The following is a 23,772-nucleotide window of genomic DNA, read 5'->3' as shown; positions in this document are numbered from 1 at the left end:
CTAATGGAAACAAATCAAGTCGAAACTTTATTGAGAGATACACTATCGCTTGACGAGATCATCGTCAAAGCTAATGGTAGTCACTACGAAGTCATTGCTGTTGGAACGTGTTTTGACGGATTAAGAAGGCTGAAAAGAGAACAGCTGATCTACGGCCCACTGATGGATACTATTAAAGACGGCACTATGCATGCTGTTAGTATTCGTGCATTCACACCTGATGAATGGCAAAAAGAGCGCAAATTTATTCTTCCACAATAACGGAGTGCCGCAATGGATCAGTTTGTTATCCAAGGTGGCACCACTTTAGCCGGTGAAGTCACTATTTCAGGGGCTAAAAACGCAGCCCTACCTATTTTATTCGCCGCTCTGCTTGGCGATGGTAAAAGCCGTTTTTCTAATGTACCGCACTTACGCGATATAGGTACCACTGAAGCCTTATTAAAAACACTGGGCGCTGAAGTTGAGTGGGACGGCGATATCTTAGAAATCAACGGAGCAACGGTAAATAGCGTGCTTGCACCTTATGAACTCGTTAAGCAAATGCGTGCGTCGGTACTGGCGTTAGGCCCATTAGTTGCCAGATTTGGTCAGGCGCAAGTTTCCCTACCGGGAGGCTGTGCGATTGGTGCTCGTCCAGTCGATCTGCATATTTCAGGCCTTGAGAAGATGGGCGCCAAGATCAAAGTTGAAAATGGTTATATCCATGCGGTAACCGAAGGTCGTCTTCGGGGCGCTGAGATCTTTATGGAAACCGTCAGCGTTGGTGCTACTGAAAACTTACTGATGGCTGCAACCCTCGCCGATGGTAAAACTGTGATAGATAATGCTGCGCGAGAGCCAGAGATTATTAACTTAGCTGAATGCTTAGTTGCCATGGGCGCCAAGATCAGCGGTGCAGGTTCGAGCCGAATTGAGATAGAAGGCGTTGAGCGTCTTAATGGTTGTGAGCATAAAATCCTTCCTGATCGCATCGAAACAGGGACCTTTTTGGTTGCTGCGGCAATGGCAAAAGGCGAAGTACTATGTAAAAACACGGATTATCATAGTCTTGAACCTGTGCTTGAAAAGCTACGCGCCGCCAATGCTATTGTTGAGGTAAGTGAAGACAGTATTTATGTGGATATGCGTCAACGCGCTTTGAAAGCCGTTAATATTAAAACCATGCCACATCCTGGCTTTCCAACAGACATGCAAGCTCAGTTTACTGCATTAAATGTGGTGGCTGAAGGTAGCGCGACAATCACAGAAACTATCTTTGAAAACCGCTTTATGCATGTGCCTGAGTTACAGCGTATGGGCGCGAATATTCGTTTAGAAGGCAACACTGCAATCTGTGGTGAGACAGAGTCGTTATCTGGTGCACAGGTTATGGCAACCGATTTACGCGCTTCAGCGAGTCTTATCCTAACGGGTATTGTTGCAACAGGCGAAACCATCGTAGATCGCATCTATCACGTTGATAGGGGTTATCAGAAGATAGAAGATAAGCTAAGCCGTTTAGGTGCAAATATAAAACGCCGTAAAACCTGAGCATAATTAAGCAAATTGGTAAAAAACGAAAAGCGTCTTCCGGGACGCTTTTTGCTTAACCTTTTTGCCTAATATAACCCTGTTTCGAGTTCAGCGACTTCCACCGTAATAGTGAGGCGCTGACCACCTCTGAGTACTTCAAATTCGAGTTTAGTGCCAGGCGCGGTATTGCCTATCGTCTTCAGTGTACTTTGCGGATTAGTCACAGGCTCTCCACCTACTTTAACCACAATATCATGCTCTTTCATGCCAGCTTGCCATGCGGGACCTAGCGGGTCTAATTCGCTCACAGCAAGGCCGACAATTGGTGTGTAGAGATCCGTTACACTTTTACCTGTATTATCAACTGGCGTGCCTCTAAAGCCGAGATAGCCCCGGATCACTCTGCCATCCATAATAAGTTTATGCATCACGTCCAGTGCAAGATCATAAGGGATCGCAAAAGAGATACCTTGGATATCAATATTCAAACGTGTGCGAAATTGTGCAGAGGTAATGCCAACTAGCGCGCCATTAGAATTGACAACGGCACCACCTGAGTTACCAACATTAATCGCGGCATCCATTTGCAGCAAATTATTGAACTGGCTTTCTGTGAGAGTCTGTTTGCCTGTTGCACTGATAATGCCTTGCGTAATGGTTTGTCCAATGTTCAATGGGTTACCAATTGCGAGCACCACATCACCGACACGTGGTGAGTAGTCATGATCGATAGGAATGACAGGCAAATTCTCGGCTGGAATTTTTAATAAAGCTAAATCGGTGATGGTGTCATAGCCTATCAGTTGCGTATCGCTATATTGGCGGCCATCAGGAAGAAGTACAATGATTTGGTCGGCATTGTTCACCACATGATAGTTTGTCAGTATGTAACCATCTCGGCTCATAATAACACCAGAGCCAAGCTCTCTAACCGTATTTTGGCGCTGGTATCTTGGCTGATTGCTAAAGCCCTCGGAAAAAATCGTTACGACCGCTGGAGCCGTTTTTTCTACAGCATCAGCAAAACTCATATGGTGGGCCTGAATATGTGGGGCCTCAAGTTTTGGCAAGTTATCCCTCAGCTCAGGATTAAACCAAATGATGATAAAAGCGATCCCAAGTCCGGCAAGCAGCGGTGGAAAAATGAATTTAATTAATTTGAACACAAGAGCTTATATTTATCGTTATCTAATACTGCTAATAATGACACAAAAAAAAACACAGCGACAAGTTTCGCTGTGTTTCATTTTTAATATTTGTCGATTTCGTTACTGAATGAGGTAGAAAACCGTCTCGCGATCGCGTTTAATCCCTAGTACGATATTGCCTTTAATACCATTAATTAGTTTAGACATATCTTTAACACTAGTGACACGTTGACGATTCACTTGCATGATCACATCGCCTTCTTCAAGGCCAACACGTGCAGCTGGTGAGCGAGGTTCTACTGAGGTAATGACGACACCTTCATTGCCATTGCGCTCGCCACTCTCTAGTACCGCGCCTCGTAGGTTTGGATGTACATCCTCTGCATTCGCTTGTTCTTCTTGCTTACCACCAAGCTCTACGTCGATAAACTTGGTTTTGCCATCACGGTAGACACCAAGTCGTACTTCACGACCTTCACCCATCGTAGCCACTTTACCGTGGAGTTCATTAAAGCTTTCAATGTCGTCGCCGTTGAGGCTGACAATGACATCATTGGCTTTCAGACCCGCTTTGTCCGCTGCTGAATCTTCCACTACGCGCATGACATAAGCACCGCGCTTGACATCAAAGCCTTGTGCTTTAGCAAGACCAGCATCTAAAGTACGACCCAAAATACCCAATGAACCGCGACGAACTTCTCCGTACTCAACAATTTGATCCACTAGGTTTTTCATCATGTTTGATGGAATAGCAAAGCCGATCCCGACATTACCGCCAGACGCGCCTAAAATAGCAGTGTTAATACCAATGAGTTCGCCGTTTAAGTTAACTAGCGCACCACCTGAGTTACCTTGGTTGATTGCCGCATCTGTTTGGATAAAGTCTTCATAGCCTTCGATATTTAAGCCGCTACGGCCTAGTGCACTGATTATTCCTGAGGTGACGGTATGACTTAATCCAAATGGGTTACCAATAGCAACGGAGAAATCACCCACTCTCAACTTGTCTGAATTAGCGAGTTTTATTTCTGTTAGGTCTTCGCCGTCGATTTGTAGCAATGCGATATCGGATTCGGCGTCGCTACCGATTAATTTAGCTTCAAACTCTCTGCCATCCTTTAAGGTGACAAGCATTTCGTCTGCATCATCAATAACGTGATTGTTTGTAACGACATAGCCTTTATCTGCATCAATGATGACACCTGAGCCGAGGCCGCTAAAAGGGCGCTTTTGACTACGAGGCTGGGGTTGTCCAAAGAAAAAGTCGAAAGGGTCGACACGGCGACGCACTTCTTTAGCACCTTTTACTTGGATACTAACAACGCCCGGGGCGACCTTTTCGAGCATAGGTGCTAGCGTTGGTAGTTGTTGGCCGTCTACGGCAACAGGAAGTTTGGCCATGCTTTGCTGCGGTAACAGCAATAAGCTAGAAGAAAGTAAAGCGGCCGATAACAAAGATAGTTTAAATTTCATAGTCGTGAAGTACTCCGCTATTAGCGTTAATATAAGTCATAAGGGGCTGATAATTAGCCCCTTATGAGTAATCAATAACTTCTTTTAAAGACTATGGGGTCAACAAAAAGTTTCATCAAGAGGCTTTAATTTGCTCACTTTCTTTTTTTTGACCAGAAAATAACCCAGTTTCACCTTCGGCATAGTCACTAGGTGGAGCCTCAAAACTTGGATCTTGTTTACGTCTTCTCTCTGGGCGTGCTTGAAGAGAAGCTTGTAGTTGTTCTGTGGTTTCTTTCGAGAAAAAAGGATCCGCAGGATGAGATGGACGATCCTGTGTCAGTAGTTGGTTGGTTTCTTCCACATGGGTAAGCAGTTGCTGATAGCTATCCTGCATTTTATTTACTAGTTTTTTGGTGCTAGCAAGATGATCTGATACGTCTTGACGATATTGCTCAAGGTCGTGTTTAGCTTGTTGTGCTTGCACTTCCAGTTCGTCATGTTTGAACTGCTTTTTCGTTACAAAGCCACCTAAAAAGAATGCAGCAATGGCAACAATGATCAGTAATCCAAGCCAAGTAACGGTAGTCATAGGTTTCTCCCTGTGTGCCTCAACGGCAAATAAAATTAAAACTCTGTTAGAGTTAAATATACGCTGTGAATACAGTCGTGTTAATATAACCTACAAACAAATCGTAAAAAAATATTTAAGTCGATGACGCCTTGGGAAAAATATCAGCAAGATCTACAACGTGATGATTTTCAATATGACAGCGCGCAAGAAAATGCCGTAAAGCATTTACAGCGATTGTATGACGACCTTATCAATCAGCCCCCGGTCAAACAAAACTTCTTCTCGCGCTTGTTTGGTAAAGCTGAGCCGCCAAAAGTGAAAGGGTTGTACTTTTGGGGTGGAGTGGGGCGCGGTAAAACTTATCTGGTTGATACCTTTTTCGATGCGTTGCCGACGGAGCGCAAAATGCGGGTGCATTTTCACCGCTTTATGCATCGTGTTCACGCAGAGCTAAAAAAGCTTAATGAAGTGAAAAATCCTCTGGAAAGCATCGCTGATACGTTCAAATCTGAAACTGACATTATCTGCTTCGATGAATTTTTCGTTCAAGATATCACTGATGCCATGTTACTGGGTGGATTAATGCAGGCGCTGTTTGCGCGCGGTATCGTGTTAGTGGCCACATCGAATATTGTGCCTGATGATTTGTATAAAAATGGCTTACAGCGTGCGCGATTCTTACCCGCCATTGAATTGGTAAAAGCCAATACTGAGGTCGTTAATGTGGACTCGGGTATTGACTATCGCTTACGCACGTTGGAACAAGCGGAAATTTTTCACAGCCCACTTGATAAACAAGCGGATGAAAACTTATTCGACTACTTTAACAAACTCTCTCCGGAGCCGGGTAAAGCCGAACAGGCGATTGAGATTGAAGGTCGGATGATCCAAACCCGAATAGTGTCTGATTGTATTGTTATGTTTGATTTCCCAGCGCTATGTGAAACCGCTCGCTCGCAAGTGGATTACATGGAGATCAGTCGCTTATATAACACAGTGATTCTATCTAATGTGAAGCAAATGGGTCAGCAAAACGATGATGCGGCAAGGCGTTTTATTGCGCTTGTCGATGAGTTTTATGAGCGTAATGTAACGCTTATCATCTCGGCTGCAGCGCCGATTACTGAACTTTATACCGAAGGTACATTGAATTTTGAGTTCAAACGCTGCATTAGCCGCTTGCAAGAAATGCAATCCCATGAATATTTAGCAAAAGAGCATTTAGCCTAACGGCAATTACTTTTTTGTTAAGAGGACTTGTTCGGTGTGGGTGTTTGTAAACATCTTATTTGAACGAGTCCTTGTCACGCACACGTCGTCATTTCGTTGGATTTTTTGCCTTTTCTATTTTTTTCGAAATTCTTCAGATTTTCTTGTAGAAAAAAGCACCAAGTGCTGGTTTTCACCCAGAAGGCTTGCTATAATCCGCGGCCTGCCACGTTGCGTTCTATTGCCCTCGTCGGCTTAGCCACTGACTTGAGCGGCATAAAAGTCTTAAACTCGAAGGGGTTAAAGCAAATACAAGTAGAGCGGTAGTCCAAGGACTGCCTGTGGTTTTAAAATTGAAAACTTTGGATTTTTATAATGAAAACGTTTGTTGCTAAACCAGAAACTGTAAAACGTGACTGGTACGTAGTTGACGCTGAAGGTAAAACTTTAGGTCGCATCGCTACTGAAATCGCTCGTCGCCTTCGCGGTAAGCACAAAGCTGAGTATACTCCACACGTTGACACTGGTGACTACATCATCGTAATCAACGCTGAGAAAGTTACTGTAACTGGTAACAAAACTCAGGACAAAATGTACTATGCTCACTCTGGTTACCCAGGTGGCCTTAAGTCTATCAACTTTGAGAAACTTCAAGCTAAAAAGCCTGAAATGATCATCGAGAAAGCGGTTAAAGGCATGTTACCTCGCGGTCCTCTAGGTCGTGAAATGTTCCGTAAACTTAAAGTTTACGCTGGTAACGAGCACAACCACGCTGCGCAGCAGCCTCAGGTTCTAGACATTTAAGGAGCACTATCATGGCAAATCAATACTACGGTACAGGTCGTCGTAAAAGTTCAAGTGCTCGCGTATTCCTACGCCCAGGCACTGGCAACATCGTAATCAATAAGCGCTCTTTAGAAGAGTTCTTCGGTCGTGAAACTTCTCGCATGGTTGTTCGTCAGCCTTTAGAGCTAGTTGAAATGACAGAAAAGTTTGACCTATACATCACTGTTGCAGGTGGTGGTACAACTGGTCAAGCGGGTGCTATCCGTCACGGTATCACACGTGCACTAATGGAGTTTGACGAGTCTCTACGTCCAGCTCTACGTAAAGCTGGCTTTGTTACTCGCGATGCTCGTAAAGTTGAGCGTAAGAAAGTTGGTCTTAAGAAAGCACGTAAGAAGACACAGTTCTCTAAGCGTTAATTTATTACGTTTCAAGAATTCAAAAACCCAGCTTATGCTGGGTTTTTTGTTTTTAGCATCTCCTATGTGCACATCAATCTCTCGTATTTACGAGGTATCTAATTCGTTTTGTCCTACTTATTTGCTCAAAAATATCGCGTCGAGTTAAAAAAGTTCAATAAATATAATAATTAGTGCAATTCGAGCGGTAACTTGGCGGTTTTTTTTGCTACAATTGGCGAAGCAAGTAGAAAGGCCTGAGATCCAGTCACGCGATTTGGTGCGTATCCTTAGTCGGGGGGTTGATCTTAGTCAGTATATTGTTGTGTCAGATGCGATATCATAAATACTCGGTTTCATGCTCGAAGTAATCATAGATGATTTTCTGCGGGTTTATTCGGGCATGGATCTGGAATAACCTTGTTTTAATCAAGGTATTTATTTATGATCGCGTCTATTTTGTAATTTCTTAAATTAACCTGCTGTAACTGATGTTCTCAATATAGCAAGTGTTGGGAATCAAGTGGAGATAAGTGGATGAGCAATGCGCCTGTAGACAACAGCCGACGTCGCTTTTTAACTATCGCTACCTCTGTTGTAGGTGGCGTTGGTGCGGTTGGAGCTGCTGTTCCTTTTATTGCGTCCTGGAATCCAAGTGAGCGAGCTAAATCTGCAGGTGCGCCTGTAGAAGTAGATATCAGCAAACTTGAGTCTGGACAACTTATTCGTGTTGAGTGGCGAGGCAAACCAGTTTGGATTGTTAATCGTACACCAAAAATGCTAGAACAAATGAAGCAACACGAAGACCAACTTCGTGATCCTAACTCTGAAGAGCCACAGCAGTTGGCATCTGCGCAGAACGGTTTCCGTTCTAAGCGACCTGAGCTTTTCGTCGCGGTTGGGATTTGTACTCACTTAGGATGTTCACCATCTTTCCTTAACGGAAGCTTTGGTGAAAAAGTAGAAGGCACTGATAGTGGTTTCTTCTGTCCTTGTCACGGTTCGAAGTTTGATATGGCGGGGCGCGTATTCCAAAACGTACCTGCACCACTAAACTTAGAGATCCCTCCGTATACCTTTATTGACGACACTACCATTTTGGTAGGTGAAGAAGAAGGGGTTGCATAATGTCTGTTAATGTAGATAAAGCAGCAAATACGGGCGTTGTGGGCAAAGTTGTTGATTGGATCGATGCTCGTATTCCGATGACTCGCGTCTGGAATATGCACATTGCTCAATACCCAGCGCCAAAAAACTTTAACTTCTGGTACTTGTTTGGTTCACTCGCCATTCTAGTACTGGTAAACCAGATTGTAACGGGTATCTGGCTAACTATGAACTTTGTACCTTCTGCTGAAGGTGCATTTGCATCCGTAGAATACATCATGCGTGATGTTGAATACGGTTGGTTATTACGATACCTACACTCTACCGGCGCATCCGCATTCTTTATCGTGGTCTATCTTCACATGTTCCGCGGTATGATCTACGGTTCTTATCAAAAGCCACGTGAACTACTGTGGTTGTTCGGTATGTTTATCTTCCTAGCACTAATGGCTGAAGCTTTCATGGGCTACTTATTACCATGGGGTCAGATGTCTTTCTGGGGTGCTCAGGTAATCATTTCATTATTCGGTGCAATCCCGGTAATTGGTGATGACTTAACGCTTTGGATCCGTGGTGACTACGTTATTTCTGGTGCAACGCTTAACCGCTTCTTTGCACTACACGTTATTGCACTACCATTAGTACTGGTTATCTTAGTATTCCTTCATATTGTTGCACTGCACGAAGTAGGCTCAAACAACCCTGACGGTGTTGAGATCAAGCGCAAGAAAGGCTCTGTAGCTGAGGAAGACAAACCTAAATTTAAATTCCATGAATACTACACTGATAAAAAAGATATTGTGGATGCAATTCCATTCCACCCTTACTACACAGTAAAAGATGTCTTAGGTGTTGCTGGCTTCTTAATTTTCTTCTGCGCAATTGTATTCTTTGCACCAGAAATGAACGGTTTCTTCCTTGAAGCGCCAAACTTTGAAGCTGCAAACCCGCTGAAAACGCCAGAGCACATTTTCCCAGTTTGGTATTTTACGCCATTCTACGCAATCCTTCGTGCTATCCCTGACAAGCTAATTGGTGTACTAGCAATGGGCGCTTCAATCGTAGCATTGGCACTACTGCCTTGGATTGACCGTGGTTCGGTTCGTTCAATTCGCTACCGTTGTGGTTTCCATAAGTTGAACATTGCTCAGTTTGTTGTCACATTCGTTATCCTTGGTTGGATTGGTGCAACACCGCAAACTGACTTTAAAACGCTATTGTCGCAAATCACGACAGTAACTTATTTTATGTTCTTCGTGTTGCTATTCTTCTACAGTAAAAACGAGAAGACGAAGCCACTACCAACGAGGTTGACGAAATGATGAAAAAGCTAGTAATCGGTTTATTCGCATTGTTGCCAACGTTATCGATGGCAGCGGGCCCATCAGTGCCTTTGATGGAAGCAAATAATGACTTAACTGATAAAGCATCTTTACAGCGCGGCGCTAAGTTATTTATGAACTACTGCCTTGGCTGTCACCAAATGCAATATCAGCGTTATGAGCGTACTTTCCGTGACATCGGTATTCCAACTGAAATTGGTCAAGAAACGCTTATTTTCGATGGTTCAAAAGTAGGTAGCCATATTAAAAACTCTATGGCTAAAGATGATGCTGCAAAATGGTTTGGTGCTGCGCCACCGGACTTAACACTTATCTCTCGTGTTAAGTCTCCGGACTACATCTATACTTACTTGAAGTCATTCTATAAAGATGAGTCTCGCCCATTTGGTGTGAACAACGTTGTTTTCCCATTGGTCGGTATGCCTCACGTACTACAAGAGTTACAAGGCTTGCCAACACCGATCACTGAAGAAGTGGAAGAACACGGTCACACAGTGACTAAAGTTGTCGGCACTGAAACAGATGGTACCGGTGAGATGAGTGTTGATGAATATGACCAAGCAGCACGTGACCTTACAAACTTTTTAGCTTATGTAGGTGAGCCTTCTCGCCTAGAGTCAGAAGCTATTGGTATTAAGGTTATTGGTTTCTTAGTTATCTTCTTCATCCTGGCATTCTTCTTGAAGAAAGAATACTGGAGAGATGTTCATTAATTTGAATATTCAAAGGTGATTTTTGCAATAGGGGCGTTCGCCCCTTTTGCTGTTTAAAGTGATTTAATTACTTTTAGTTTTTTAATGGAGGTAGGCATGGCCGTTGCTGCCAATAAGCGCCCTGTAATGACACTTTTTTCTGGGTCAAACTGTATGTACAGTCACCAGGTACGTATCGTACTTGCTGAGAAAGGTGTAAGTGTTGATATTCACCAGGCTGAAAAGGACAACTTACCAGAAGCTCTACACGAGATTAACCCGTATGGCACTGTTCCTACGCTAATCGATCGTGAGCTTGGCTTGTACCAAGCGAATATCATTATGGAGTATCTAGACGAGCGCTTCCCGCATCCTCCTCTGATGCCTGTATATCCAGTAATGCGTGGTCGTAGTCGTTTAATGATGCACCGCATTGAAACTGACTGGTATTCACTTGCTGAAAAGGTCTCTGCGGGTGGTGATGAAGCTGTACAAGCTCGTAAAGAGTTAACCGAAGCACTACTAGCTGTAGCACCTATCTTCAATGAAGCACCTTATTTCATGAGTGAAGAGTTCAGCTTAGTTGATTGTTATTTAGCTCCACTACTTTGGCGTTTACCACAGCTTGGTATTGAGCTGAATGGTGCTGGTAGCAAAGAGCTAAAAGAATACATGCTGCGTTTATTTGAGCGTGACTCATTCCAAGCATCGCTAACGGATGCAGAGCGTGAGATCAGATCGTAATGACGTCTAATCGTCCTTACTTACTACGCGCGTTTTACGAGTGGATTGTTGATAACGAATGTACACCGCATTTAGTGGTGAACGCAGACTTTCCCTCGGTACAGGTTCCAACACAATTTGTGCAAGAAGGGCAAATTGTGTTGAACGTAAGCCCGTCTGCTGTGACGAATTTCTCTATGGACAATCAAGCGCTGAGCTTTAACGCTCGGTTTGGTGGTCAACCGATGCAGGTATATGTGCCAAACGGTGCGGTATTGGCTATCTATGCAAGAGAAAATGGTGAAGGCACGGTATTTACACCTGAAGAAGAAATCTTTGAAGATGAAGAGTTTGATTTGGTAGAAGAGACGGAAGTCTCACAATCGCCAGAGACTAAGCCGGAACCTGAAAAGAAAAAAGGTTCTCACCTTCGAGTGATAAAATAAAAAAACCTGCGGATGCAGGTTTTTTTATGGCTATTGTTTAGATGTACTCAAAGGCTTTAATCACACGTTTGACACCATTAATATTTCTGGCGATTTCTACGGCTGAGTTTGCTTCTTGTTTGGAGACTAAGCCCATTAAGAACACTTCGGCATTTTCAGTAACTACCTTAATATTTGCGCCATTGACTTCGTCGGCCGCCAGCAGTTTGGTTTTAACTTTGGAGGTTAGCCACGTATCATGTGTTTGCGTCGTGATGCCGATGTTTGAGCTTATTCTCAACTGATTATGTACTTGCTTAATCCCAGCAACGTTCTGTAGCGCACGCTCAGCTTCCGTTTTCATTTCTTGATTAGTGACCTGACCAATCATTAATACTACGCCATTAACACTCACCAGCGTGATATTGGCATGATCTGCAAGGCGCTTAATCTCTTTGATGGCAAGCGTACCTTTAATCTCGATATTGTTATCGTCAATTTGTGCACCGATAGTGCGTCTATCATTTGCAGCAGACACCGCACCGGCTGTACCAGCAACTACCGCAGCAGCACACCCTTGTAGTAACAAGATGGCGGCAAGTAAAGAGGTTATTCTCATCATCATACTTCGTCCTGAGGGAATAAAATTGCGTCGATTAGCTCACTTAAACAGTGAGTATTGAATAGTTGTGACTCGATTATCCGGCTTGGGCGTTTACTTGGGATCCGGATCTCTACGTCCTGTGGGCCCAATAGGCCGGTGATTTCACCACCATCATCGCCAACTAACGCGATGACTTTCATATCTCTAGTCAGGGCTGCTTCCACTGCGCCAATAACCGTCTTTTCTTGCCCGTTTATGGCATACGCCACCAGCAAGTCTCCTTGCTGCGCGAATGCGCGTATTTGCTTGGCAAAGCGCTCTCTGGCTTTACCATTTTCTGGTGACGCCAAATTATATTGCTCATTCGTTAGTGCAATCGCGGGCAGACACGGGCGTTCGGTTTCGTAAAAGTTGCTTAAGATGGTTGCGAAGTGGTGCGCCAACATATGATTACTTGGCGCGCCGCAGCAGATGATTTTATTGCCATTGATCAGGCTCTGAGCCATAGTCATAGCTGCGGTTTCTAGTGCTTTAGGCAATACTTCGCCTGCCGCTATCTGCGCTTGAATTGACTCTGTAAATATAGACTTTATAGATTCTTGCATGCTAAAAAATATTTCTAATCCAGTTTATTTCAGGGGGATCGGCCCCTTGAATGGCAACAAAGTCGACTCTAAGTTGCGTGTTATGCAAATTTTGCTGTGCTAAATAATTATAAATACTACGCTTTAATCTTTGAAGCTTAGTTTTTGATAGTGCGTTAATTGCGCCACCAAAGTGACTGCTATCGCGATACTTTACTTCAATAAACACTAAGGTTTGCGACTCTCGCATAATGAGATCTATCTCTCCGTATTTACAGAGATAGTTTCTGGTGACGGGGGTTAATCCTTGTTTTACCAAGAATTGCTCCGCAATCTGCTCAAAATGCTCGCCCTTACTCCGTGTGTTGCTAAATAGTCCTTTAAACATCCAGATATCCTATCTGACCAAAGAGTCTCCCGCAGGTTTCTCTTGTTGCATAAATAATGGTAGTGGAGGCTGTTCATCTAAGCTCACCAAACGAATTTGTTTATTATGATACTGTGCCCAACTGAGCTTTCGCACAACATCACTGCCACCGCGGATGCTAAGCTGGCCGGTTAAGCCATCAAAACTTTTCCCCGAGAGCCAAGCCAATTGGCGCAGCTCGGGGACTAAATTTGTGGCGTCATATGCCATTGCAAACAAGCGCTGCTCTAAGTCGGCCTGCTCAGGCCATAAAGATTGATAGGCATCTCGAAGCGGTGCTTTTTCAACGGCACCCGGTAGCATCCAAGGTTGCTCGGTAAAATAAAGTCCTTCTAAATCGCCCTTATCAGTAACATCAATTTGTTTACTATAGCTGCGAGAGCTGGCATATAAAGGGATCCTGTCGGCAAATGTACTGACATTGACGTCTAAATAAGGTTTGAGCAGTCGAGTTTCCATTGCATCACCTAAAATATAGATGGCATCAATGTCGCGTCTAGAGCGTGTTTCGCTTTTGACCTCTTTGCGAAATAGACTTTTGATGACGCTAGTGCGTGACTTTGAAGCGTCCACCTCTAAAATGTCGGTGATGACATCCGCCATATTTTTACTATTAGTGTAATAACCTACTTCTGGTGCGGTCTCACTGTAGCGTTTCCAACCTTGATCAAAATACTCAATTAAACGCTTACCAGAGGCATTCGCTGGAGCCAGTAACATGGGTTTTTTATAGCCTTTAGCAAGAAAGTGCTTCATTGCTTGCTCGACTTCATGCTCAGGATTAAGCGCAAAAAAGTACTGTTCACTACTGCTAGGCGTAAGCGTTTCGCGTGCATTTAAAAACAAAGTTGGGTAAGCCGCAAAACCTTTATCTGCGAGTAGTTTTTCAACGTTGGATTTTAATAATGGACCAATGACAAAATCGACATTTGCCTCAGCAAGTTGCGTTACGATTTCAGACTCGGATGCCATTTCATCAATGAAGAAGACTTCTTCAATCGTCCCTTCGTCAGTGGCAGCCAAGAAACCATTTTTAAGCGCTGTACCGAGTCGCTCGCTCGCACCAGATTGTGGTAATAACACCGCAAGTCTTTTAACTTGGTAAGGTTCGAGCGCAACAGCACCTTGTAAATCTTTAGGCAGCAAAGCAACCGCAGGGTGATTAGCAAAACGACGACGCCAATTATTCATGGCTTGGTCGAGCTGGACGCTCGAACCCAAATAAATTTGTTGATATTTAGCTAGTGTCACCCAACCACGCTGTAAAACAGAGCCAGAATCAAAGCGCTCTAGGGCGTAACTTGATAGCTGCTGTAGCGCGAGCCAAATCTCTTCGTGTAACCCAGCCACCGCTAAGTTATGTTCATTTGCAATATCGGCCGCTTTAAAGTATTCAACCAACGCTTTTTTTGGTAATTGTTGCGAGGCATAAATACTACCCAGTAAATACTCATACCAAGCTTGGTGTTCAGGGGTGTTGAGTCTACCCTCTAGCGTGTTTAGGATGGCTAACGCATTGGCATACTGCGATAATTCTTTGCGAGCATATGCGATATATAATTTGTTTTGAATATGATCAACACTGGCTTTAGCTTCCATCGCTAAACCAATTTGCTCTAACATTTGCCAGTCTTTTTCTAAGATAGCAGCGTCTCTGGCTGCATATAGCAATTGGATTTTGACAACGCCTTCTTTACTCTGCGCCTTTGCAAATAACGACGCGGCATTGTCATCCGATTGGCTAACGGCTTTAGTTGTTTTAGTTTCTTGGGGGGATTTGGTGACATTTGTGCTTGTACTACAAGCGGATAACCCCGACAATATGGCAACTAAAAGCGCTATCTTTTTAAACTGCACAGGCAAACCTTCTTTTTCACGACTGAGTGGATATCTTACTGACTGATATTGGAGAGCTCAATGGCTAATCTTCACAACGAAAACAAAATCGGCACCCTACATATTGTAGCGACACCAATAGGTAATTTAGATGACATCAGTGAACGTGCACTGAAAGTGTTAAGTCAGGTCGATTTAATCGCTGCCGAAGATACGCGCCACACCGGTAAATTATTGAGCCACTTTAGCATTAAAGCAAAAACTTTTGCACTGCATGATCACAACGAGAAGCAAAAAGCGCAGCAAATTTTAGATTGGTTAAACGAAGGCAAAGACATCGCGCTAGTGTCTGATGCGGGTACGCCGCTTATCAGCGATCCAGGCTATGCTGTGGTAAACCTGTGCCGTGAAGCGGGTGCTACCGTTACTCCCGTTCCTGGCGCGTGTGCCGCCATTGCTGCCGTGAGTTGTTCAGGCTTACCAACAGATAAATTCCAATTCGTGGGATTTTCACCAGCAAAAAGCCAAGCGCGTCAGCAATTTTTTAAAGATGCAGTCGCCTCTGGCATCACCAGTATCTTGTACGAAAGCACCCACCGCATTATGGCGAGTCTAGAAGATATGAAAATCGCGCTGGGCGAAACACAACAAGTCGTTTTTGCTAAAGAACTGACCAAAACCTACGAAACCTTTTTCAGTGGCACGGTTATCGAGCTCATTGAGTTTTTAACCGCAACGCCTGAAAAGCAAAAAGGTGAGCTGGTGTTGATGCTACCCGGTGAACAAAGAGATGAACAAGCATTAACGCCAGAAGCGAAAAAGCTGATTGAGTTACTAGAGCCTGAAATGCCATTGAAGAAGGCCTGCGGCGTGGCAGCTGAATATTTAGGGCTAAAAAAGAACGCCTTGTATAAGGCTATCATTGCTGAGCGAGAAGCGTAATACACGCAATTTATCGCGTGCGTTATTGCATTAAAGTGCGTATAATCGCCCGCCTGAGTCAGCCGGATAATCGCTGCCTGTGACGAAAATGATCAGGGGGAGGAAAGTCCGGGCTCCAATGGGCAGGGTGCCAGCTAACGGCTGGGGGGCGTGAGCCTACGACAAGTGCAGCAGAGAGAAGACCGCCTAAGTCCTTCGGGACCGGTAAGGGTGAAAGGGTGCGGTAAGAGCGCACCGGGCCACTGGTAACAGTTGGTTGCAAGGTAAACTCCACCCGGAGCAAGACCAAATAGGGTTCCTTATGGTGTGGCCCGCATCGGAACCGGGTAGGTTGCTCGAGCCTAGGAGCGATCCTAGGCCTAGACGAATGATTATCGATCTCCTTCGGGAGTGAACAGAACCCGGCTTATAGGCTGACTCACACCTCAAGCGTAAACATCCCTACATGAGATGTTTACGCTTGAGACTCCCACTTTATCACCTCACGATTACCTTGTTAAAAACGCCATTTATTTGTATATCTCACCACTTTTCGTTAATTTATTCACCAGTGTTTTCTCGTTGAATTCATTTAAGTGACTGATAAGAAATAACTTTTATGGTTGGTACAATACTTGGAAAGATAGAGCCATCTCTCAAGCGAAAATGAGTAATGGAACTATCATGTACAAGAACAACAAAGTTTTACTATCAACCCTGTTATGGTTTGGCACGCTTTTATGGTCGGCATTATTTTCATCCTTAGTGAAGGCTGAGTCGGTAGACAAGCTGATCAAAACCCTCATGAAAGAAAGGCATATTCCGGGCTTACAGTTGGCCGTGGTTAAAGACGATAAAATCATCAAGCAAGGAAGTTATGGTTTTGCAGACTTACAGCATCAAGTGCCTGTGACTGAGCAGACGTTATTTCCGATTAATTCGATGACAAAGGCGTTTACCGGTGTTGCGATTGTACAGTTAGCTGAGCAAGGTTATCTAAACATTGACGATGAAATTGGTAAACACTTACCTAATTTACCTAAAGCTTGGCTGCAACTCAAAATTAATCAATTAATGGGTCATACCACAGGTTTGCCGCCGATCCTGGCATCAAATTATGCCCTAGAAACCATTGTACCGAACGATGTGGAAGCCTCATGGCAAGCTGTGCAAAAGCAGCCTCTTTTCACACCATGGAAGAGTTACGTCCTTACATCAATACTTTAAAGTATTTGCCCACTATTTTGCGATACTCTGATAGACTGATCAAAGAAAAAGTCATTAGATTAGTAATTTTTAACATGAAAAATATTGGTAAATCAATGTGTTGATAGGGGTTTAAAAAATGGGTAATAGGCTTTAATGTTTGAGAAAGTATATTTATCGTTATGCTCAATTGTTCTGAAAAAGCAGCTACTGTTTTATAAGATTAATTGAAAGTAGGGAACTATTAGTTCATAATTACGTCAAATAAAACGTCAAAAAAAATGTCTACTTTTAAGCTGAGCTCATAGGATAAAAAGTGAAATATCAAAAGCCGCCAGTCAAATACGTTGCCGCTAAGTTAAAATTTAGCAAGGTGTTTGGCAAATATGCTGAAGACAAATATAAAGATGTTCTTAATAAACTAGAAACAATTGGTCTTGAAAGAATTGTTGTAAGTAAAGTTAATCAATTAGAATTACATCAGTCTGGTGAAAACTTTAAGTTTTCAGAAGGAACAGTTGATAGGGTTGGTTTTTTTTCCGCTAATAGTAAGCGTTGCGCTATTATTTCGGAGCAAGTTTTAGAGTTCAGATTGAGTGAATATGACGATCATAAACATTTTTTAGATGATGCCTATTCATTCTATGAGAAGTTTATTGAAAGCGGCTTTGCCGTAGAAAATCCAATTAGTGAGATTGAACTTCATTATGTTGATCACTTTATTCCTGTGGAATGTGAATTAGCAGACATGTTTCAAGGAGTCACTTTGCCCATAGGTCAATTCTATAGTAATGGCAACGACTTTTTTCAATTTGGCGGACTAAACTTTAGCCGAATTCTTGACTCTAAAAGAGAGAAAGTACAGGTATCTCTAGAGCAGCTACCGATAGGGGCTACGGGAGAAGGTGAACAAAGAAACTTACCAAAGCTTTTACCGGACACTCTGATAGAACCAGATAGTAAATTAGGCATGCCGATTTCTGTAGAATATCCAGAAAGTTCGGTTGGTAAGCATTACGCACTAGTGCATACCCAAGGTTCAAAATTAATTACACCTGAAGACAATAAAACCGAAATTAGAGAGCATTTAGAAGAGTTGTATAAAGAAGGCCGATTAACATTTGATAAAATGATTAATGCTGAAGTTTGTAATGGAATTTGGGAATTGATGGAGTAAGTTTATGCAAGTGTATGATTTAGCTAGTATTGGTGGGCCAGCCGCAATGTTGCCACCTCCGATAGAGGTTTATACAGAAAAAGAAGCTAGATTTTTGCCTCCTAGAGTACATGTAGAAAATAACACCTATGTCATTTACTCTCCAAAGACTAAAGCAGAGAGCGAACGGCCTTTGCCAGCATTATTACATGTTGAGGATTGTGTATCTCTATGTCAGAGGGTATTAGGGTTAAAAATCCAAGAAATTGCTAAGTTACTTGATATTTCAAGGGCCTCTTTAGATTTGCATAGAAAAGGTAAAGTAAAAAATATGGAACCATATTTTAAACTCGCTTGCTTTGTTAATCATATAGAAGAGTCATTTAGTGGTGACATATGCAAAGCCATGCGAAGTGTCCTTATTGAAAGGAAAACACTAGTGCAGCATTTGCTTGCGAACAAAGATAGCCTTGAAAAGATGATACCTTATTTCGAAAAGGCAAGTGATAAATTAGATAGTATAACGCTTAGAAAGGTTAAAATTGATGCGAACTTAGCTGCTACTCGGTTAGCTGGTATAGGTCAAGTAGGCTAATTTGAGGTAGGTTTAGTCAGTGCAAGAGTTGATTGAAATTGGTATTCGTCAGGGAACAATTCTTACTTTCGATAAGGGGATTGGTAGCGATAATTCAATTTTTCAAGACATAAAAGCAGGGCGATTTGGACTATTCTCGGATGGAAAGGTAGGTCCTTCTAATATTTTATTAGTGCTCACGCAGGAGTGTGGGATTGCTTCTAGAAACACTATCGAAGTCCTACAAGGGAAGAAAGAGAAAAGGTTTAATGAAGAAAAGTATCAACATCTATTAAATGCTCAAGACTATAGTAAATTAGTTTTTAAAATAGGTGAAGACTTTTATAGCTTTAAAGAAACTGAGCTTTCTAAAGTAAATCAAGAAGCTATTTTGAAGTTGTTTCATGATGAGCTTATCAGGCTTGAACAGCTTGCTCATTGGCAAAAGCGACGCCTCTTAGATTGGAGAAGACTAGAGTATACTAGAGTACCTTTCCCCGATAAGTTTAATCGGGCCTTTAAATATTACTATACTGCAGAAGGTAAATGGTTCCCAGATTTTCTTCAGGAAAATCAGGAGAATATAGATTCTGTACGGGTTTATATTTCCCCTGATAATGATGAAAATGCAGATGAATACAATATATCTTTTTGCGCACTTCTGACTGATGCTTGTAGTGAGGAACAGGCGGAAGAAATTTCTGTTAAGCTTTTGGAAATGCTTACTGAAATTAATGAAAAAGAATCATTCCTTAAACCATTACAGTTAGATAGTTATGAAGGGGAAATAGATGTTCCGGATGCTGTAATGTTGTCACTGACAGGGCGCTACGATGAATTTACTTTTGCTAATGCCTTTCATATGAAAGAGTTTAATCTAGAGTTTCTTTGTTATTAGCGTGAAATATTTTATTGTTAGCATAAAGCGTGTTGATGTATCACTATAAGTTTGTACACACAAGTTCAGTATAATCAGCTATTTTACTACCACCTACTGCGGCTCACCATTTTCAATAAGTGAACGCTATCCGTAATTATCAGTATTGACCTATTCGACTGGATTAAGCTAGCCCATCGTAAATTTAAAACTGATCTTCCCTTGAATAACTAGAGAGTGTTTTAGCTTGCAAATTGTGCCACCGAGTGTGTCACTAAATAGATAAACTAAATCCAATGTGCTGTTTTATAACGCATTGATGTGTTTACTTTTCAGCTTATAGGCTGACTCACACCTCAAGCGTAAACATCCCAACATGAGATGTTTACGCTTGAGACTCCCACTTTATCACCTCACGGTTACCTTGTTAAAAACGCCATTTATTTGTATATCTCACCACTTTTCATTAATTTATTCACCAATTTTCACTTGCTGATTTTATTTAAGTTACTGACAAATAATGACTTTTAAGGTTGGTACAATACTTGGACAGATAGAGCCATCTCTCAAGCGAAAATGAGTAATGGAACTATCATGTACAAGAACAACAAAGTTTTACTATCAACCCTGTTATGGCTTGGCACGCTTTTATGGTCGGCATTATTTTCATCCATAGTGAAGGCTGAGTCGGTAGACAAGCTGATCAAAACCCTCATGAAAGAAAGGCATATTCCGGGCTTACAGTTGGCCGTGGTTAAAGACGATAAAATCATTAAGCAAGGAAGTTATGGTTTTGCAGACTTACAGCATCAAGTTCCTGTGACTGAGCAGACGTTATTTCCGATTAATTCGATGACAAAGGCGTTTGCCGGTGTTGCGATTGTACAGCTCGCTGAGCAAGGTTATCTAAACATTGACGATGAAATTGGTAAGCACTTACCCGATTTACCAAAGGCTTGGCAGCAACTTAAAATTAATCAATTAATGGGTCACACCACAGGTTTGCCGCCGATCCTTGCATCAAATTATGCCCTAGAAACCATTGTACCGAACGATATTGATGCCTCATGGCAAGCTGTGCAAAAGCAGCCTCTTCAATTTACACCTAACTCGCGTTTTAGTTATAACCAAACCGGCTATGTGATTTTGGGTAAAATCATTGATAAATATGCACCTGAAGGGTTTCCTGCTTTTATTACCAAGATGCAGTTAGCACGTGCCAATATGCCGCAAACCGCGCAGGCAGGTTTTGATTATCTTGAACTTATGGTGCCAAATCAGGCTCGCCAATATATTCATTTAGGTGAGGAGAATTACAAAAACTTTTACGGCGAATTCCCTTATATGTTGAGAACCGCCGCGGGAATGAGTTCAACCGCAACGGAACTAGCTAACTATGTTGTATCACTACAACAAGGCGAGCTGGTTAAAGAGTTAGATATGCTATGGACGCCAGTTAAGCTGAACAACGGGCGTACAGAAGCCTTTAACACCAAAGAAAACGGCTATGCAATGGGCTGGCAAGTGATTCAGCGTAAATATCACCCAGCGATCAGCGCAAGCGGAGGAAACGCGACTACGGTGATCACCTACCCTGAAGACAAGGTTTCCGTGATTGTACTTACTAACCTGTTGGGTGGATTACCCATTGAGTTTGTTGATAATATTGCCGCTTACTATATTCCCAACTTTAACGGCGCTAATAAGAAAAAGTCCTACCAGCCAATGGCGTACTTAAAGCAGCTTACAGATAAACAAGGCTTTGCCGACTTCGCGACTACGTTTGCAAAAGCGCAGCAAGATACCGGTGTAATGTATGATTTAGAGATCTTGGTGGAGTGGGGCAATAAGCTTGTTGAAGATGGTCAAGTTAATAATGGTATCGAAATCTTTAAATTTGCACTGACACAAAATAACGAGCAGCCATATTACCACAACAGCATCGCGCAAGCGTATGAGTTAAATAAGCAGTATGCACAAGCACTTGAGCACTATCAGCAGTTACTTGCGATAAACCCAAACAGTCAGTTCGCAAAAAATAAAGTAGCGGTAGTGAAGGAGTATCTTTAACTCTCCATAAGACTGTGACGGCAGCCTAAGCAAATCGAAAGCCGCAAGTTCAATTACTTGCGGCTTTTTGGTATTGGCAATAAATCGCTGTCTATACTTAACGAAGTATTAGAAGCTGCGGTATACTACGCAATCACCTATTTGAGCTATGTACTGCTATAGACATAACTAGTACAGGCCATTGATAGTAAACCTGATTGAGAAAGTCATACCATGAGCCAACAACCTACTCCACCCTTTGAGCCACAAACACCTAACCACTGTGTTGATGCCTTTCGCCGCTTTAGCGTTGCACCCATGCTGGATTGGACGGATTTTCTTGATTGCTAAAGTGTATAAAGGTTTAAGGGTGATTAAAGGATCACCTAAACGACTAGGGTGACTGCCTTGAATTTTAGCTATCCATGCTTAGTTGACAGAGTCCATGTTTGGTTCAGAAGTCTTATATGAGTATTACCTCGAAAATCTTTCAATTAACCTTTCAAACTTTTTAATTTGTTTATATTTTGGCCGCTTTCCAACTTTTATCCGATTTAACATCTTATATACCTCTGTAAGCTGCTGACCAGTATGGTATTCAGAGTAAAGGTTCCTTCTTTTAGTCCAAACCATAACCAGATCTGTAAAGTGCTTAAAGAACCAAGGGTTGTTCCTCAGTTTCTGTATTTCATGGATGTAATCTCTAAAATATATTCCCAAATCAATTACCATAGAGCGATAAGCTTGGTAAAGGTATAGCTCATCGTAGACCCCATGATTAACTGCATTACCAGCTCGCTCCCAAGTGTTGAGAACATAATTTATACTAATTTTTATTTTTTTCTCATCATCACTTAAGTGTTCTTTTGCAAACTCTACTAAAGGTTTTTTATCCCTATTTATTATTGCTTTTCTTACGTCAGCGAGGCTGCGTTTATAGGTTTCATCAGTAAGAAGCGACTGTTGAAAGGCTAATGCGTTTGTTTGCATAAATGTATGATTATTCGACTTAATAGTTATTGTCGCAGCGGTAACAGCTAGGACTGCAGATGCAAGTACAGCCAGCGGTGCTAATATACTATAGGTCGTAGCGTGATAGGCTATGCTGCTCAGTATAAATAAAGTAGTACTAGCGATAAGGATTATGAGCCAGTAAGGCATTCTTGTTAACATAAAGTTTCCCTGAAATGAAAAGGGAAGCGTTTAGCTCCCCTCTAGTGAATTCTATTTCTTGTTAAGAAAGTGCTATTAAAAGCCCCAGTCTTCTTCTCTGTAGGTCATTGTGTTCATAATATCATCTCCGGTTAAGATTCTTAAGTTCTAACAGTACCTATTCGCCTTGTTTTTGGCTTGGTTTTATTAAGATACTATTGTTAATAACTATAAAGTAGGAAAGTACCAAAGGCAAGATCAATATAAAGTGATAAAAAGAGAATATATTCACAGTGTTGGCATCATGGGCTTACTATGCCTACAAACGCATTATTTCCTTTTATCCCTTGTTACAAAGACTTACCAGTAAAAACAACCCTGCCAACTAGCGTGCAATTCCCATTAATTGGAATAAGTTGATCTGGCCAATTAGGGTTTAGTGCTTTTAGGTATTTTTGCCCGCCTTCGATTATAAGTTGTTTAAACGTGGCCTGATTATCGTCATCTAGTCGTGCCACCACATAAGAGCCATGAACGCAGGCCGCTTCTGGATCGACAAATATCAAATCACCATCTTGGAACTTTGGTTCCATACTTACACCTTGCACTCTAAGTATAAAAGACTTATCGCTACAATTAACAGGGCAAAGAAAGTGTTCGGCTTCTAATTCACTGACTTCTTGAATATCAGCCCATGCGCCAGCTTGAACCCAGCTGATCAAGGGAAGCCTATTTCTAATTTCGGGTCCAATGGATGCGTTATCAAGTTCACCAACTCCAAACTGCAAATATTCAGGTGTACAGCTAAGAGCTTCTGCTAATTTATCTAGTTTTTTTGTAGTCTGACTTTTCCCTGATTCGAGCTTTTGAAGTGTTTGCTGTGCCATATCTGCCAGTTCAGATAGCTTCACTTGTGTTAAGCCCAACTCTTTACGTCTATTTCTTATTCTTTCTCCGATATTCATAACAGTCCCTTATAGGTGCTTAAACAGCCTGAATTATATTTTTATCATC

Annotated in this window: 25 protein-coding genes and 1 other RNA gene; 17 read left to right on the top strand and 9 right to left on the bottom strand. The window is 42.3% G+C overall.

Annotated elements, in window-relative coordinates; all coding sequences use genetic code 11:
* Positions 1-3: 3 nt before the first annotated feature.
* Positions 4-261, top strand: a complete 258-nt coding sequence (locus ABMY45_RS07365; protein ID WP_010605927.1) for a BolA family protein — start codon at positions 4-6, stop codon at positions 259-261.
* Between the two features lie 12 nt (positions 262-273).
* Positions 274-1,533: a UDP-N-acetylglucosamine 1-carboxyvinyltransferase gene (gene murA, locus ABMY45_RS07360; RefSeq protein WP_017219046.1), complete on the top strand. Its 1,260-nt coding sequence runs from the start codon at positions 274-276 to the stop codon at positions 1,531-1,533.
* Between the two features lie 68 nt (positions 1,534-1,601).
* Here murA and ABMY45_RS07355 read toward each other — a convergent pair whose 3' ends face one another.
* The 3 genes from ABMY45_RS07355 to ABMY45_RS07345 all read right to left on the bottom strand — a co-directional run bounded on the left by ABMY45_RS07355 (position 1,602) and on the right by ABMY45_RS07345 (position 4,707).
* Positions 1,602-2,681: a trypsin-like peptidase domain-containing protein gene (locus ABMY45_RS07355; RefSeq protein WP_174170496.1), complete on the bottom strand. Its 1,080-nt coding sequence runs from the start codon at positions 2,679-2,681 to the stop codon at positions 1,602-1,604.
* Positions 2,682-2,783: 102 nt separating this feature from the next.
* Positions 2,784-4,136, bottom strand: coding sequence for a DegQ family serine endoprotease (locus tag ABMY45_RS07350; protein ID WP_010376687.1), 1,353 nt, complete (start codon positions 4,134-4,136; stop codon positions 2,784-2,786).
* 115 nt (positions 4,137-4,251) lie between these two features.
* Complete coding sequence (locus ABMY45_RS07345) at positions 4,252-4,707, bottom strand: YhcB family protein (protein ID WP_010376689.1); 456 nt, start codon at positions 4,705-4,707, stop codon at positions 4,252-4,254.
* Positions 4,708-4,830: 123 nt separating this feature from the next.
* Between ABMY45_RS07345 and zapE the strand changes: the two genes are divergently transcribed.
* From zapE to ABMY45_RS07305, 8 genes are all read left to right on the top strand, one after another.
* Positions 4,831-5,919, top strand: a complete 1,089-nt coding sequence (gene zapE, locus ABMY45_RS07340) for a cell division protein ZapE (protein WP_102055987.1) — start codon at positions 4,831-4,833, stop codon at positions 5,917-5,919.
* Between the two features lie 354 nt (positions 5,920-6,273).
* A complete protein-coding gene (gene rplM / locus ABMY45_RS07335; protein ID WP_010376694.1) occupies positions 6,274-6,702 on the top strand; it encodes a 50S ribosomal protein L13 in 429 nt (142 codons plus the stop codon).
* A gap of 8 nt (positions 6,703-6,710) precedes the next feature.
* Positions 6,711-7,103 carry a 30S ribosomal protein S9 gene (gene rpsI, locus ABMY45_RS07330; protein WP_161796706.1) on the top strand — a complete coding sequence of 131 codons (393 nt, stop codon included), beginning with the start codon at positions 6,711-6,713 and terminating at the stop codon, positions 7,101-7,103.
* A gap of 516 nt (positions 7,104-7,619) precedes the next feature.
* A complete protein-coding gene (gene petA, locus ABMY45_RS07325) occupies positions 7,620-8,210 on the top strand; it encodes a ubiquinol-cytochrome c reductase iron-sulfur subunit (protein ID WP_010376697.1) in 591 nt (196 codons plus the stop codon).
* On the top strand, positions 8,210-9,511 hold the full coding sequence (locus ABMY45_RS07320) for a cytochrome b N-terminal domain-containing protein (protein WP_017219050.1): 1,302 nt from the start codon (positions 8,210-8,212) through the stop codon (positions 9,509-9,511). Before petA ends, ABMY45_RS07320 begins: the two co-directional genes overlap by 1 nt.
* Entirely contained in the window at positions 9,508-10,245 is a 738-nt protein-coding gene (locus tag ABMY45_RS07315) for a cytochrome c1 (protein WP_029215832.1), read from the top strand. The genes ABMY45_RS07320 and ABMY45_RS07315 overlap by 4 nt, the downstream gene beginning before the upstream one ends.
* A 96-nt stretch (positions 10,246-10,341) precedes the next feature.
* Positions 10,342-10,968, top strand: coding sequence for a stringent starvation protein SspA (gene sspA / locus ABMY45_RS07310; RefSeq protein ID WP_010605922.1), 627 nt, complete (start codon positions 10,342-10,344; stop codon positions 10,966-10,968).
* Positions 10,968-11,393 carry a ClpXP protease specificity-enhancing factor gene (locus ABMY45_RS07305; RefSeq protein ID WP_010605921.1) on the top strand — a complete coding sequence of 142 codons (426 nt, stop codon included), beginning with the start codon at positions 10,968-10,970 and terminating at the stop codon, positions 11,391-11,393. Before sspA ends, ABMY45_RS07305 begins: the two co-directional genes overlap by 1 nt.
* 37 nt (positions 11,394-11,430) lie before the next feature.
* Here the strand turns inward: ABMY45_RS07305 and dolP are convergent, their stop codons facing one another.
* Genes dolP through ABMY45_RS07285 form a run of 4 tightly spaced genes read right to left on the bottom strand, consistent with a single transcriptional unit; the run spans position 11,431 to position 14,844 of the window.
* The gene (dolP, locus tag ABMY45_RS07300; RefSeq protein ID WP_017219053.1) at positions 11,431-11,997 is read right to left on the bottom strand and encodes a division/outer membrane stress-associated lipid-binding lipoprotein; all 567 of its coding nucleotides are present in this window, start codon (positions 11,995-11,997) and stop codon (positions 11,431-11,433) included.
* The gene (locus ABMY45_RS07295; RefSeq protein WP_010605919.1) at positions 11,994-12,581 is read right to left on the bottom strand and encodes an SIS domain-containing protein; all 588 of its coding nucleotides are present in this window, start codon (positions 12,579-12,581) and stop codon (positions 11,994-11,996) included. The genes dolP and ABMY45_RS07295 overlap by 4 nt, the downstream gene beginning before the upstream one ends.
* Position 12,582: 1 nt before the next feature.
* Entirely contained in the window at positions 12,583-12,948 is a 366-nt protein-coding gene (locus tag ABMY45_RS07290; RefSeq protein ID WP_102055990.1) for a YraN family protein, read from the bottom strand.
* A 9-nt stretch (positions 12,949-12,957) separates the two neighbouring features.
* Entirely contained in the window at positions 12,958-14,844 is a 1,887-nt protein-coding gene (locus ABMY45_RS07285) for a penicillin-binding protein activator (RefSeq protein WP_349288678.1), read from the bottom strand.
* Between the two features lie 60 nt (positions 14,845-14,904).
* Between ABMY45_RS07285 and rsmI the strand changes: the two genes are divergently transcribed.
* From rsmI to ABMY45_RS07250, 7 genes are all read left to right on the top strand, one after another.
* On the top strand, positions 14,905-15,765 hold the full coding sequence (gene rsmI / locus ABMY45_RS07280; protein ID WP_206473442.1) for a 16S rRNA (cytidine(1402)-2'-O)-methyltransferase: 861 nt from the start codon (positions 14,905-14,907) through the stop codon (positions 15,763-15,765).
* Between the two features lie 54 nt (positions 15,766-15,819).
* Positions 15,820-16,190: RNase P RNA component class A (gene rnpB / locus ABMY45_RS07275), an RNA gene on the top strand.
* Positions 16,191-16,428: 238 nt separating this feature from the next.
* The gene (locus ABMY45_RS07270; protein WP_349288677.1) at positions 16,429-16,971 is read left to right on the top strand and encodes a serine hydrolase domain-containing protein; all 543 of its coding nucleotides are present in this window, start codon (positions 16,429-16,431) and stop codon (positions 16,969-16,971) included.
* Between the two features lie 295 nt (positions 16,972-17,266).
* Positions 17,267-18,127, top strand: a complete 861-nt coding sequence (locus tag ABMY45_RS07265) for a TIGR04255 family protein (RefSeq protein WP_349288676.1) — start codon at positions 17,267-17,269, stop codon at positions 18,125-18,127.
* Between the two features lie 4 nt (positions 18,128-18,131).
* Positions 18,132-18,701, top strand: coding sequence for a hypothetical protein (locus tag ABMY45_RS07260; RefSeq protein ID WP_211867610.1), 570 nt, complete (start codon positions 18,132-18,134; stop codon positions 18,699-18,701).
* A 19-nt stretch (positions 18,702-18,720) separates the two neighbouring features.
* Positions 18,721-19,578, top strand: a complete 858-nt coding sequence (locus tag ABMY45_RS07255) for a hypothetical protein (protein WP_349288675.1) — start codon at positions 18,721-18,723, stop codon at positions 19,576-19,578.
* A gap of 573 nt (positions 19,579-20,151) precedes the next feature.
* Positions 20,152-21,627, top strand: a complete 1,476-nt coding sequence (locus tag ABMY45_RS07250; RefSeq protein ID WP_349288674.1) for a serine hydrolase — start codon at positions 20,152-20,154, stop codon at positions 21,625-21,627.
* Positions 21,628-22,080: 453 nt separating this feature from the next.
* Here ABMY45_RS07250 and ABMY45_RS07245 read toward each other — a convergent pair whose 3' ends face one another.
* Both ABMY45_RS07245 and ABMY45_RS07240 read right to left on the bottom strand, forming a co-directional pair.
* Positions 22,081-22,779: a DUF4760 domain-containing protein gene (locus ABMY45_RS07245; protein ID WP_349288673.1), complete on the bottom strand. Its 699-nt coding sequence runs from the start codon at positions 22,777-22,779 to the stop codon at positions 22,081-22,083.
* Positions 22,780-23,108: 329 nt separating this feature from the next.
* Positions 23,109-23,723 carry an XRE family transcriptional regulator gene (locus ABMY45_RS07240; RefSeq protein WP_349288672.1) on the bottom strand — a complete coding sequence of 205 codons (615 nt, stop codon included), beginning with the start codon at positions 23,721-23,723 and terminating at the stop codon, positions 23,109-23,111.
* Positions 23,724-23,772 lie beyond the last annotated feature (49 nt).

Source organism: Pseudoalteromonas sp. XMcav11-Q, from assembly GCF_040104525.1.
Taxonomy (GTDB): domain Bacteria; phylum Pseudomonadota; class Gammaproteobacteria; order Enterobacterales; family Alteromonadaceae; genus Pseudoalteromonas.
This window is presented reverse-complemented; position numbering and strand designations above follow the sequence as displayed.